We start from the raw sequence: 12,027 nt of genomic DNA on the forward strand, positions 1-12,027 counted from the left end.
ACCGGCGGCGGGCTGTGGCCGCCACCATCGCCCGCTACAATCCCCACCCAATGCACGGTCTCAATCCCCCCCAAGCCGCCGCCGTCCTGCACATCGAAGGACCGTTGCTGGTGCTCGCCGGCGCCGGCAGCGGCAAGACGCGCGTGATCGTCGAGAAGATCGCGCACCTGATCGGCTGTGGCCGTTATCCGGCCCGCCGCATCGCCGCGATCACCTTCACCAACAAGTCGGCCAAGGAAATGCGCGAGCGCGTGGCCAAGCGCCTGCGTGAGCAGGACGCCGACGAGGTGACCATCTGCACCTTCCACGCGCTGGGCCTGAAGTTCCTGCAGATCGAGCACGCGGCGGTGGGCCTGAAGCGTGGATTCTCGATCTTCGACGCCGACGATGCCGCTGCGCAGATCAAGGACCTGATGCACGGGGCCAAGCCCGACGACATCGAGGACATGAAGAACCTGGTGTCGCGCGCGAAGAACGCCGGCCTGTCGCCCGAACAGGCGATGGCCGCCGCACGCAGCAACCGCGAGAAGGAAGCGGCCAGCGTCTACGAGCGCTACCAGCTGAGGCTGACCGCGTTCAATGCGGTCGACTTCGATGACCTGATCCGTCTGCCGGTGCAGATCCTGGAAGAGAATCCGGACATCGCCCTGGCCTGGCGCGAGCGCATCGGCTACCTGCTGGTGGACGAATGCCAGGACACCAACGACGCGCAGTACCGGCTGCTCAAGCAGCTGGCCGGTGAGAAGGGCAACTTCACCTGCGTCGGCGACGATGACCAGTCGATCTACGCCTGGCGTGGCGCCAATCCCGAAAACCTGCAGCAGATGGGGCGCGATTACCCCATGCTGGAAATCATCAAGCTGGAGCAGAACTACCGCTGCTCCAACCGCGTGCTGCGCGCCGCCAACGCGCTGATCGCCAACAATCCGCATGAGCACCTGAAGAAGCTGTGGAGCGACCAGGCCGATGGCGAGCGCATCCGCGTGTGGGAGTGCCGCAACAGCGAGCACGAAGCGGAGAAGGTCGCCGCCGAAATCGCCTTCGTGGCGCAGTCGCGCAACGTGCCGTGGAGTGATTTCTGCATCCTGTTCCGCGGCAACTTCCAGTCGCGTCCGCTGGAAAAGGCGATGCAGCTGCTGCGCATTCCCTACCACCTGACCGGCGGCACCATGTTCCTGGAGCGCCAGGAAGTGAAGGACACCCTGGCCTGGCTGCGGCTGCTGGTGAACCCGGACGACGACACCGCGTTCATGCGTGCGGTGCAATCGCCCAAGCGCGACGTCGGCGCAGGCACGCTGGCCAGGCTGGCCGAACTGGCGCAGGAAAAGGACATGCCGATGGCGCAGGCTGCCGAGGCGATCGGCGCGCTGCAGCAGCTGCCGCCGCGCGCGGCCAACAGCCTGGCGCGCTTCACCGACATCCTGCGCGACCTGCGCGCACAGACCCGGCAGGTCAGCTCCGGTGACATGATCCGCAAGGTCGCCAAGGAATCCGGATTGTTGAGTGAACTGCGCCAGCAGGCCAAGGAGGAGGCCAGCTACCAGCGCCGTGCCAACAACATCGAGGAACTGGCGCAGTGGTTCGAGGGTGGCCCGCGCGGTGCCACCGCCGCCGATCTGGCCGGGCAGCTGGCGCTGTTGTCACGCAGCGACAAGGACGAGGGCGGCAACCAGGTGCGCATGATGACCATGCACGCCTCCAAGGGCCTCGAATTCCCGTACGTGTTCATCGTCGGCTGCGAAGACGGCGTGCTGCCACACCAGGTCAGTCTGGACGAGGGCAATCTGCAGGAAGAGCGGCGCCTGCTGTACGTGGGCATCACCCGCGCCAAGATCCAGCTGTGGATGAGCTACAGCAAGCTCACCCGCAAGTTCGGCGAGCACGTGCGGCTGAAGCCGAGCCGGTTCTTCGACGAGATTCCGGCCGAGGAGATCCAGCGCGATGGCGCCGACCCGGTGGCGGATGCGGCGCGGAAGAAGGAGCGCGCGACGGCGGGGTTGGCCGCGATCGAGGCGCTGTTCGATTGAGGATCGAAAAGCCACTAAAGTGGTATTCCAATCCGTCCGATTGACGCTTCTGGCCTTGAGCCTGCATCGGGTTAAGGCCTAGTGTGAGCGCACCCGAAGTGCGCGCCGTGTCTTTCATCGTGTCCAACGATATCCCTGCTGTTCTCACCCGTACCTTCCTCGGGCTGGGCCTGGTCCTGCTTGTTTCAGCGCTTCTGGCCTACGTTGGGGCCAGGCGCTTCCTCGATGCGGCGGTCATTGCCGATGGCAGGATCACCCATGTGGATGCCGTCAGCGTTGATCGCGGTGGTTCGCGCACTTCAGGGGTGAAGTTCCTGTACTGGGTGGACTTCACTACCAGCAGCGGGCAAGTGATGCGGTTCTTCGCAGGTCGTACCCGCCATCGTGCCTACATGACGGGCGATCATGTAGATGTGCTGTACCTGCCGGACCGCCCGGACAAGGCCCTGGTGCGTTCGCTCTCATCACCCTGGGGCCTGAGCGTCATACTGGGAGTGACCGGCGGCCCATTCTTGCTGGGGGTGGGACTTCTGCACCTGCCGCAGGCGGCGAGGGCATGGCGGCGCAGGCAGCTCCTTCGCCACGGGACACGGGTGCAAGCCAAGGTCCGGGCGATCAAGCGCGATCGCGGAGTATTCTCGGGGGGAAGGCATCCGTTCGTCATCGTCTGCGCCTGGCGCGATCCTGAAACCACTCGATGGCATGTCTTCCACAGTGCGTATCTCTGGGCCGATCCCCGTGCACAGGTGAGTGGGCGTGAACTGGATGTCCATGTCATGCCGGGCAATCCGCGCTACTACCATGTCGATATTTCCTTCATTCGATCAGCGCCGGCACCGGCACGCTGATCGATCAACCCGGCCAGCACCATGCCCACCCTCCTCAGATGTTTTTTGCTGTTTTTCTTTGCCGTGGGCCTGCTGATCCTTCTGGCCGCCGCCTGGCTGTTCGTGGACGTCCAGCGTTTCGCGCGCAAGGCCGTTTCCGTAACCGGAACGGTGGTGGCCGTCCAGGCAGAGGATGCCCGGTCGGAAATGGAGGGGATGCCCGCACGTGACATCACCCTGCATCGCCCGGTGGTGAGGTTCCAGACCGCACAGGGGCAGATGATTCAGTTCACCGCGTCCTTTGCTACCGGGGCACCACTGTACGTGGTCGGCGAACAGGTACAGGTGCTATATCCCGGCGACATGCCTTCCAAGGCTCGTATCCAGCACCCGGGATTGCGCTGGGGCGCACCGCTGCTGTTGGCGCTGATGGGCATGGGGTTCTGCCTGATCGCCGCATGCGTCCATCGCCTGTGCGTGCGCTACTGGCCGATCCTGTTCGGCCAGCGTGACGGGGCATGTGGCTAGGCTGGGCATCGTAGTGGCCCACTTGGCCTGAGCGTGCCGCACGGCGGGCGCTGGCGTTGCAAAATCGAGGTATTCCTTCCGGAGCCCACCCATGCATCCCATCGAAAGCGAACGCCTGCGGCTGCGCCGCCTGGAACCAGACCGCGATGCGGCACCGATGCTGGCACTGCTGAATGATCCCGGCTTCGTCCGCTTCATCGGCGATCGCAATGTGCGCAGCGAGGAACAGGCGCGCGAGTACATCGCCCTGCGCGTGCTGCCCGCTTATGCGCTGAATGGCTTCGGCATGTATGCCATCGAACGGCTGGCCGATGGCGAATGGCTGGGCAATGCCGGGCTGGTGCGGCGTGACGGCCTGCCCGGGCCGGACATCGGCTATGCGGTGCTGTCGGCGTTCGCAGGGCAGGGCTATGCCGGTGAAGCGGCGCGGGCGGTGTTCCAGCACGCGCGCGGCACGCTGGGCCTGCAGGACCTGTATGGCATCACCGACCTGGGCAACGCGGTGTCCGGCAGGATCCTGCTGGGCCTGGGCATGCAGGAACGGGGCGTCATCCAGCTGCCGGGCATCGAAACCCCCAGCCGGCTGTATGCCACGCCGGGTGCGGCGCAGGTCTGAACGCGGCCGGTGCCGACCAGCGGCCGGCACCCGCGCCTTCAGCCACGCAGCTCGGCCAGCTGCGCCTGCAGCTCGGCCACCGCCACTTCCAGCTGCGCCACGCGCTCGGCCAGGCCGGGGGCGGCGGCGTCGCTGCCGCCGCCACTGCTGGCGAACTTCGCCGCCAGCGCCGCACCGTCCACTTCACCGCACAGCAGGTGCATGTAGCGGTCTTCGCGCTGGCCGCTGGCGCGCGGCAGCACCACCAGCAGCGCGCGCTGCTGCAGGCGCTCGATGGCGTGGCGGGCTTCGTCGGCATCGGTGAAACGGTGCAGGCGCTCGCTGCGGGTGACCAGTTCGCCCAGCGTCTGCGGCCCGCGCAGCAGCAGCAGCGCCAGCAGCACGGTCTGCTGCCGGGTCAGGTCCAGCGCCGCCTGCAGGCGGTGCTCATAGCGGTCCGCGCGCGAGGAGAAATGCTGGCGGGCCAGGCCCATCGTCTCCAGCTGGCGCAGGGCGTGCTGCACGCTGCCGGCATCGACATTCATCACCGGCTCGCGGGCGGTCTTCTGGTTGGCGGCCGACTGCGCGGCGTTGACCGTCAGCGGGTAGGTGTCCGGGGTGGTCGCCTCCTTTTCCACCAGGCAGCCCAGCAGGCGGGCCTGCACGGCGTCGAGCAGGGGGACGTCGGGGGTCTGGCTGGAATCGGTCATGGCGGCCTCCGGATGGGCAACGGGTCAACCGCCAAGCATAGCCGTCCCAGGGCGGTCTTTGCCGGTAAAATGCGCCGGTATATCTGATTGCCGGTGAATCCATGCGTCGTCCTGTTTCCCTGTCCCTGACCCTGCTCGCCACCGCGGCGCTGGGCCTGTCCGCCTGCAAGCGCGTGGAGGCGCCTGCTGCCGAAGCCGCTGCCCCGCAGGCGCCGGCCTCCGCCGCCAAGGCCGATGGCGCGCGCGATGCAAGCGCCAACGACAACCTCAATGCGGTGCTGTGGATGCAGCGCGCGCAGGAGTACAGGGCGATCACCGAGCAGACCTACCGCGCCGCCGCCGACCGCCTCGACGGCGCGCTGAAGGAAGCCCACTGGGACGCGCTGGTGCCGGAAGAACGCGGCAACGCGGCCAAGGGCCTGAAGCCGGCGGTGGTGCTGGACGTGGACGAGACCGTGCTGGACAACTCGCCCTACCAGGCGCGCCTGGTCCGCGACGGCAAGGAATACGATGAGATGACCTGGGACCAGTGGGTGGCCGAAAAGAAGGCCAAGGCGATCCCCGGCGTGGTCGACTTCGCCAAGGCCGCCAACGCCAAGGGCGTCACCCTGCTGTACATCTCCAACCGCGCCGTGCACCTGAAGGAGGCGACCCTGGCCAACCTGCGCGAGCAGGGCCTGCCGGTGACCGATGACAGCGTGTTCCTCGGCCTGGGCACCGTGGTCGAAGGTTGCGAGCAGGCCGGCAGCGAGAAGAACTGCCGCCGCCGCCTGGCCGGGCAGAAGTACCGGGTGCTGATGCAGTTCGGCGACCAGCTGGGTGACTTCGCGGAAGTGACCGCCAACACCAACGAAGGCCGTGACGCGCTGCTGCAGCAGTACCACGACTGGTTCGGCGAGCGCTGGTGGATGCTGCCGAACCCGACCTACGGCGGCTTCGAGCCGGCGCAGTTCAACAATGACTACAGCCAGTCGCGCCAGGCCCGCCACGATGCCAAGCGCGCCGCGCTGGATTACGCACCGTGAGCCGCGCCCCGCTGCCGCTGCGCGACGACGAGCGCCTGATCTTCGCCCTGGATGTCCCGGACCGCGCACAGGCGCTGGAGTGGGTGGACCGCCTGGGCGACAGCGTGGCGTTCTACAAGATCGGCATGGAGCTGCTGGCCTCCGGCGAGTACTTCCAGGTGCTCGATGAACTGGCCCGCCGCGACAAGCGCGTGTTCGTCGACCTGAAGTTCTTCGACATCCCGGCCACCGCCGCCGCCGTGATCAAGCGCCTGTCGCAGTGGCCGGTCAGCTACGCCACCATCCATGGCTGGCACCCGGCGATGATGGAGGCCTGTGTGGCCGCCAACGGCAGCGACATGCGCCTGCTGGCGGTGACCGTGCTGACCTCCATGGGCCGCCCCGACCTGGCGCAGATGGGCATCGACCGCGAGCCGGTGGACGTGGTGGTCGAGCGTGCGCTGGCCGCCCAGGCGGCCGGCATCGACGGCGTGATCGCCTCGGGCCAGGAAGCCGGCCCGATCCGCGCCGCCACCGGTGCCGGGTTCTCGATCGTGTGCCCAGGCATCCGCCCCGGTGGCCCGGTCGGCGATGACCAGAAGCGTACGGTCGGCGTGGCCCAGGCCTTCGCCGATGGCGCCGACGCCATCGTGGTCGGTCGCCCGATCCGCCTGGCCGCCGATCCGCAGGCCGCCGCACGCGCCATCCAGCAGGAAATCGCGACGGCTCTGGCCACACGCTGAGTCGCCTGCCGGCAGCGATCACGCTGGTAACCCGAACGCCATCCCGGTCCGCATGGGATGGCGTTCGCGTTTGTGCGGCTGATTCTGTCGCAACCATCCCCAGCGGCGAAAACTGTGCGCCGTTCGGTGCCATGGCGCGTTCCCTGTACTTCCCAATCGGTGAACCGGCACGGCCTCTGGCTGGCCGGCCCACTCACGATCAAGGGAGTACACCTACATGGATCGCAACACCCTGCTGCTGCTGGCCGGCCTGCTTGCCGCGTCCAGCACCCCGAGTGCCATCGCGGCGCCAGCGCCACGCGAAGCGCCCCGCATCATTGGCGGCGAGGCCGCCCAGCCGGGCGAGTATCCCTTCATGGTCAGCATCCAGCGCCTGTCACTCGGCGACAGCGACCATGGCCGCCACTGGTGTGGGGCAACGCTGATTTCCCCGTCCTGGATACTGACCGCGTCTCACTGTGTGGAGGGCGACCGGCCGGGTGATCTGGCCGTGCTGGGCGGTGCCGTCACGCTGTCCAGCGAGCCGTCGTTGCGGGCCTCCAACATCAAGGCCATCCACCTGCATCCGGCGTTCAACAGCGGCAACTCGCTTGAGCACGACGTGGCCCTGATCCAGCTCAGCGCGCCGCTGGCCGATGCCCAGCCGGTGGCGCTGCGGCTGCGGCCGGATGCCAACCTGCTGAAGCCGGGTCGCGCATTCACGGTCCTCGGTTGGGGAGATACCGACATCAGCGAGGACCGTCGCTATCCCACCCGACTGCAGACCGTGCAGGTGCCGTTCGTGCCGTTTGCCGAGTGCCAGCAGGCCTATGGCGGTGAACTGTCGCGCGGCAAGGTGATCTGCGCCGGCCGCGAGGGCATCGACAGCTGCCAGGGTGATTCCGGCGGCCCGCTGCTGCTGCGCCTGCGCGCGGGCTGGACCCAGTTCGGCATTGTCAGCTGGGGCGAGGGCTGCGCACTGGCCGGCTACCCCGGCGTTTATGCCCGAATCGCCGAAAAACACGCCGTAGATTTCATCGAGGCCGTCTGGCAGCGTGATTGATTCAATAAAATCAAATGGTTACAACGAATTATGTGAAGTATTGCCTTAAGTTGAATGGCAGCGTACGATCGCCGCCATCCGGCCCTCGGGCCGGACATGCGCCACACTACTGTCCTCCGGCCCCGTGCCGGCTTGAAGAGCCTGCGATCCCAGTGATCCGGGCTCTTTTTTTATCCAGATCAATCGGTTGCGCGCGCGATGCGGGAAACCGTGACGGCCCGGCTTGCCGCTGTCACCGTGCAGGCCGCAAGATGCGGACCGGTCCGGGGAGTCCGATGGCATGAACGTGGCAGTACGGGGAAGGTCTGCGCGGGGGTGGGGGCTGGCGGCGACGCTGCTGCTGGCGCTTGCGGCGTGCCGTGGTTCCAGCAGCGACCCGGCTGCGGCGCCGGCCGAACCGGTCGCCGCGGTACAGGCCATGGCGCAGCGGCTGGCCGAGGATGACCTGGTCGGCTTTGCCCGCCTGGCGGTACCGCCAAGCCAGTACCAGCGTCTGCAGCAGGCCTGGGCCGAGGGCCACAGCCAGTGGCCGCTGACCGAGCTGCCGCTGGGCGACCAGCTGCTGCCGATGCTGGCCGCGCTGCGCGAGCCCACCGCCAGCGTGCAGCTGCAGCGCAGTTTCGACCGCCAGCTGGCCGGCCAGGCCAGCGCCGTGCGCCAGGCCGCGCAGTCGATGGGCAACTTCGGGGTGCAGTACCTGCGCCACCAGAAGGGCTACACCCCAGGCCAGCAGGCCCATTACATCCAGCTGGTGCAGACCCTGGCCGCCTGGGCCGGGGAGGCGCCGATCAGCGATCGGGCCCGTGCCCGCAGCAGCATCGCCGCGCTGACCAGTGCCGCAGCCAAGGTCGGTTTCCAGGATGAAGCCGGGCTGCAGGCCGCCGGCATGGAAGGCAGCCTGCAGCAGCTGGCCCCGTTCATCCACACCGTGAAGGCGGTCCTGGCCAGCTACGGGCTGGGGGTGGACGAGGCGCTGCACAGCGTGCGCGGTGAGCTGCTGTCGGTGCAGGGCGACAACGCGCTGGTCCGTCTGCACTACGAGCTTGCCGGGCGGGCGATGACCGTGCAGGTGCCGCTGAGCCGGCGCGAGGGCCACTGGTACCTGACCCGCACCCTGGCCGACACCGATGCCCTGCTGCGCCAGGCCGATGCCGCGCGCGCCGCCGCCGTGCCGCCGCCGGCGACCGACCCGGCCAGCGATGGGGAAGCGGCAACGCCGTCGGCTAAGCCATAATGACGTCGATGTCGAAACAGAACCCGCTGCCGTTCCCCGGCGAAGAATCCCAGCCGACGCCCGCCGACACGGCGCCGGCGTCCCCCTCGACCGACACCGGCGTGAGCCCGGCGGCGGCGCCCGTGCACGCGCGCCCGGCGGGCCGCCGGCCGCTGTGGGCACGCCTGCTTGGCCGTCTGGTCGAGCCGTGGCTGTCGTTGAAGATCGAGCCGGAAGATCCGGGCCAGTACAACGATGGCCGTCCGGTCATGTACGTGCTGGAAGACTACGGTCTGTCCAACGCGCTGATCCTGGACAAGGCCTGCCGCCAGGCGGGCCTGCCCTCGCCGCTGGTGCCGCTGGCGGGTGACCCGACCGGCCGCAAGCGCGCCTACCTGGCCCTCTCGCGGCGCAGCTCCAGCAACTCGCTGATCCCCGAGCAGCGTGGCGCCAAGACCCATTCCGACTCGCTGGCCAAGGTGCTGCAGGCCCATCGCGTGCGCGATGACCTGGACGTGCACCTGGTGCCGGTGTCGATCTTCGTCGGCCGCGCCCCGGACAAGCAGAGCGGCTGGTTCGCCGTGCTGTTCTCGGAAAACTGGGCGCTGGTCGGTCGCTTCCGCCGCCTGCTGGGCCTGCTGCTGAACGGCCGCAACACCATCGTGCGCTTCGCACCGCCGATATCGCTGCGCAGCACCGTCGATGAGGGCCTGGAGCCGGAACGTACGGTGCGCAAGCTGCAGCGCGTGCTGCGCACCCATTTCCGCCGTATCCGCGAATCGGTGATCGGCCCGGACCTGTCCACCCGGCGCCTGCTGGTGGACCAGGTACTGGCCGCCGAACCGGTGCGCGAGGCGATCGCTGCCCAGGCCAAGCGTGACAACAGCAAGCCGGCCGATGCCTGGAAGAAGGCGCACGCCTACGCCTGGGAAATCGCCGCGGACTATTCCAGCCCGGTGGTGCGCTCGGCCAGCTTCATGCTCAGCCATGTGTGGAACCGCATCTACGCTGGCGTGCTGGTGCACCACCTGGACAAGTTCAAGGCCGCCGCGCCGGGCCACGAAGTGGTGTACGTGCCCAGCCACCGCAGCCACATGGACTACCTGCTGCTGTCCTACCTGCTGTACGACCGTGGCATCGTGCCGCCGCACATCGTGGCCGGCATCAACCTCAACCTGCCGGTGGTCGGCACCCTGCTGCGCAAGGGCGGCGCCTTCTTCATCCGCCGCTCGATCCGTGGCAACGCGCTGTATTCGGCCGTGCTCAGCGAGTACGTGGCGCAGCTGGTGGCCGGCGGCTATTCCATCGAATACTTCGTCGAGGGCGGGCGCTCGCGCACCGGGCGCCTGCTGCAGCCCAAGGGCGGCATGATCTCGATGACCCTGCGCGCGTTCCTGCGCCAGCCGCGCAAGCCGGTGCTGTTCCAGCCCATCTACATCGGCTACGAGAAGCTGATGGAAGGCGGCAGCTACCTGGACGAGCTGTCCGGGCGGCCGAAGGAAAAGGAATCGATCTGGCAGCTGCTGTGGGGCATCCCCAAGGTGCTCAAGCAGAACTACGGCCAGGTGGTGGTGAACTTCGGCGAACCGATCGCGCTCAACGACGTGCTGGCCGAGAAGGCGCCGGAGTGGGGCGGCGAAGCGGTTGCCGAGGACGAGAAGCCGTCCTGGCTGTCGACCACCGTCGACACGCTGGCCGAGCGCATCCAGGTGCGCATCAACGGCGCGGCCGACGTCAACCCGATCAACCTGCTGGCGCTGGCGCTGTTGTCCACGCCCAAGCATGCGATGGGCGAGGCCGACCTGATCGCGCAGATCGAGTTGTGCAAGACCCTGCTGGTGGAGATGCCGTACTCGGGCCGGGTGACGGTGACGCCGCATTCGCCGGAGCGGATCATCGCCCACGCCGAAGAGATCAACGTGCTCACCCGCATCAAGCACCCGCTGGGCGACGTGCTCAGTGTCAGTGGCGATACCGCGGTGCTGCTGAGCTACTTCCGCAACAACGTGGTGCACCTGTTCACCGCGTCCTCGTGGGTGGCCTGCTGCTTCCAGAACAACCGCCGCATGAGCCGCACCGGCCTGGTCCAGCTGGGCCGCACGGTGTACCCGTTCCTGCAGGCCGAGCTGTTCCTGCCCTGGACCGAGGACGAGTTCGCCCAGCGCATCGATCAGACCATCGACGTGTTCGTGCGGGAAGGGCTGCTGCAGAACGTCAACGAAGACGACGGCGGCATCCTGGCCCGCAATACCGGGCAGACCGATGAAGTGTTCCGCCTGCGGGCGATCGGCCACTCGCTGCAGCAGGCCTTCGAGCGCTACTACATCGCCATTTCGGTGCTGGTGAAGAACGGCCCCGGCACGCTCGGCGCGGCGGAACTGGAAAGCCTGTGCCAGCAGGCCGCGCAGCGTCTGAGCCTGCTCTACGCCCCGGCCGCGCCGGAGTTCTTCGACAAGTCGCTGTTCCGCGGCTTCATCCAGAAGCTGCGCGAACTGCGCCTGGTGTGGCCGGACGAGAACAGCAGGCTGCTGTTCGACGACCGCCTGGATGCCTGGGCCAAGGATGCGAAGTTCATCCTCGGCCGCGAACTGCGCCACACCATCGAACGGGTCAGCCCGGAAGCGGCTCGCCCGGAAGAACCGGCGCCGCAGGAGTGAGCCTGCTTCGCGCGGTTGCCCTGGCGGTGGCAGCTGCCGCCGGCGGCGCCGGCGCGATCGCGGCGCAGGCGGCAACGGCCTGTGTCGAGGACACCCTGCCCGGGCGTCTGGCCGATGCGCCGGTCCGCCTGTGTGTCGACCATGGGGGCGGACAGCCGGCGCGCTACCAGCTGTGGCTGGCGGGTGAGGTGCGGGTGGCGGGCGACGAGGATGCCGCGCGCCAGGGCCTGGTCGGTGACTGGTACGGCCATCCGCTGCGGCTGCGCTGTACGCTGGAGGGCGGCCGGCACCGCTGTGCGCTGAGCGTGGACGGCGAGGCTGCATGGCGTGCGGAGCTGGAACTGCCGCGCTGAGCCGTGGCCCGATGGCCGGCTCCCCCTGGCGTGGAACTGCCGCGCTGTCGGCCGCGGACGGGCGCAGCGGTCAGGCCGGTTCGTCGGGAATCTGCAGGCTTTCCAGCCGCGCGATGCAGTCCTTCAACTGCAGCTTGCGCCGCTTCAGGCGCTTGAACTCCAGCTCGTCCTCGCCGTTGGCGGCCATGCGCGTGATCTGTTCATCCAGCGCGCGGTGCTCGGCGCGCAGGGCGACGAGGTGCTCGACGATTTCGGCGGCGCTGTAGGTGTCCACAGTCCCCGAGCATACACAGCGACGATGACTGCCGGGAGAGGGGAATTCCGACCC

At 68.0% G+C, this 12,027-nt stretch carries 12 protein-coding genes; 10 read left to right on the top strand and 2 right to left on the bottom strand.

Annotated elements, in window-relative coordinates; translation table 11 throughout:
- The first annotated feature begins 50 nt into the window (after positions 1 to 50).
- From Q5Z10_RS00400 to Q5Z10_RS00415, 4 genes are all read left to right on the top strand, one after another.
- Complete coding sequence (locus Q5Z10_RS00400) at positions 51 to 2,027, top strand: UvrD-helicase domain-containing protein (protein WP_303637393.1); 1,977 nt, start codon at positions 51 to 53, stop codon at positions 2,025 to 2,027.
- A 107-nt stretch (positions 2,028 to 2,134) separates the two neighbouring features.
- A complete protein-coding gene (locus tag Q5Z10_RS00405; RefSeq protein WP_177179515.1) occupies positions 2,135 to 2,875 on the top strand; it encodes a DUF3592 domain-containing protein in 741 nt (246 codons plus the stop codon).
- 21 nt (positions 2,876 to 2,896) lie between these two features.
- A complete protein-coding gene (locus Q5Z10_RS00410; RefSeq protein WP_303637394.1) occupies positions 2,897 to 3,382 on the top strand; it encodes a DUF3592 domain-containing protein in 486 nt (161 codons plus the stop codon).
- 91 nt (positions 3,383 to 3,473) lie between these two features.
- Positions 3,474 to 3,998, top strand: coding sequence for a GNAT family N-acetyltransferase (locus Q5Z10_RS00415; RefSeq protein ID WP_303637395.1), 525 nt, complete (start codon positions 3,474 to 3,476; stop codon positions 3,996 to 3,998).
- Positions 3,999 to 4,036: 38 nt separating this feature from the next.
- Here Q5Z10_RS00415 and Q5Z10_RS00420 read toward each other — a convergent pair whose 3' ends face one another.
- The gene (locus Q5Z10_RS00420) at positions 4,037 to 4,687 is read right to left on the bottom strand and encodes a YceH family protein (RefSeq protein WP_303637396.1); all 651 of its coding nucleotides are present in this window, start codon (positions 4,685 to 4,687) and stop codon (positions 4,037 to 4,039) included.
- Positions 4,688 to 4,788: 101 nt separating this feature from the next.
- Between Q5Z10_RS00420 and Q5Z10_RS00425 the strand changes: the two genes are divergently transcribed.
- From Q5Z10_RS00425 to Q5Z10_RS00450, 6 genes are all read left to right on the top strand, one after another.
- Positions 4,789 to 5,712, top strand: coding sequence for a 5'-nucleotidase, lipoprotein e(P4) family (locus tag Q5Z10_RS00425; RefSeq protein WP_303637397.1), 924 nt, complete (start codon positions 4,789 to 4,791; stop codon positions 5,710 to 5,712).
- A complete protein-coding gene (gene pyrF / locus Q5Z10_RS00430) occupies positions 5,709 to 6,434 on the top strand; it encodes an orotidine-5'-phosphate decarboxylase (protein WP_303637398.1) in 726 nt (241 codons plus the stop codon). The genes Q5Z10_RS00425 and pyrF overlap by 4 nt, the downstream gene beginning before the upstream one ends.
- 217 nt (positions 6,435 to 6,651) lie before the next feature.
- Positions 6,652 to 7,476 carry a S1 family peptidase gene (locus Q5Z10_RS00435; protein WP_303637399.1) on the top strand — a complete coding sequence of 275 codons (825 nt, stop codon included), beginning with the start codon at positions 6,652 to 6,654 and terminating at the stop codon, positions 7,474 to 7,476.
- Positions 7,477 to 7,756: 280 nt separating this feature from the next.
- The gene (locus Q5Z10_RS00440; protein WP_303637400.1) at positions 7,757 to 8,710 is read left to right on the top strand and encodes a hypothetical protein; all 954 of its coding nucleotides are present in this window, start codon (positions 7,757 to 7,759) and stop codon (positions 8,708 to 8,710) included.
- On the top strand, positions 8,710 to 11,346 hold the full coding sequence (plsB, locus tag Q5Z10_RS00445; protein WP_303637401.1) for a glycerol-3-phosphate 1-O-acyltransferase PlsB: 2,637 nt from the start codon (positions 8,710 to 8,712) through the stop codon (positions 11,344 to 11,346). The genes Q5Z10_RS00440 and plsB overlap by 1 nt, the downstream gene beginning before the upstream one ends.
- Positions 11,343 to 11,699: a hypothetical protein gene (locus Q5Z10_RS00450; RefSeq protein WP_303637402.1), complete on the top strand. Its 357-nt coding sequence runs from the start codon at positions 11,343 to 11,345 to the stop codon at positions 11,697 to 11,699. The genes plsB and Q5Z10_RS00450 overlap by 4 nt, the downstream gene beginning before the upstream one ends.
- A gap of 70 nt (positions 11,700 to 11,769) precedes the next feature.
- On the opposite strand, the gene Q5Z10_RS00455 is transcribed toward Q5Z10_RS00450, so the two are convergent.
- Positions 11,770 to 11,973: a YdcH family protein gene (locus Q5Z10_RS00455; RefSeq protein ID WP_303637403.1), complete on the bottom strand. Its 204-nt coding sequence runs from the start codon at positions 11,971 to 11,973 to the stop codon at positions 11,770 to 11,772.
- Positions 11,974 to 12,027: the final 54 nt, after the last annotated feature.

Origin of the sequence: Stenotrophomonas sp. 704A1, assembly GCF_030549525.1 — a bacterium.
GTDB lineage: Bacteria > Pseudomonadota > Gammaproteobacteria > Xanthomonadales > Xanthomonadaceae > Stenotrophomonas > Stenotrophomonas tuberculopleuritidis.

Excerpts from the sequence above, each read along its gene's own strand:
- Q5Z10_RS00420 (WP_303637396.1), bottom strand. The coding sequence starts at position 4,687 with ATGACCGATTCCAGCCAGACCCCCGACGTCCCCCTGCTCGACGCCGTG.
- Q5Z10_RS00400 (WP_303637393.1), top strand. The coding sequence starts at position 51 with ATGCACGGTCTCAATCCCCCCCAAGCCGCCGCCGTCCTGCACATCGAA.
- Q5Z10_RS00440 (WP_303637400.1), top strand. The coding sequence starts at position 7,757 with ATGAACGTGGCAGTACGGGGAAGGTCTGCGCGGGGGTGGGGGCTGGCG.
- Q5Z10_RS00425 (WP_303637397.1), top strand. The coding sequence starts at position 4,789 with ATGCGTCGTCCTGTTTCCCTGTCCCTGACCCTGCTCGCCACCGCGGCG.
- Q5Z10_RS00415 (WP_303637395.1), top strand. The coding sequence starts at position 3,474 with ATGCATCCCATCGAAAGCGAACGCCTGCGGCTGCGCCGCCTGGAACCA.
- Q5Z10_RS00435 (WP_303637399.1), top strand. The coding sequence starts at position 6,652 with ATGGATCGCAACACCCTGCTGCTGCTGGCCGGCCTGCTTGCCGCGTCC.
- Q5Z10_RS00410 (WP_303637394.1), top strand. The coding sequence starts at position 2,897 with ATGCCCACCCTCCTCAGATGTTTTTTGCTGTTTTTCTTTGCCGTGGGC.
- plsB (WP_303637401.1), top strand. The coding sequence starts at position 8,710 with ATGACGTCGATGTCGAAACAGAACCCGCTGCCGTTCCCCGGCGAAGAA.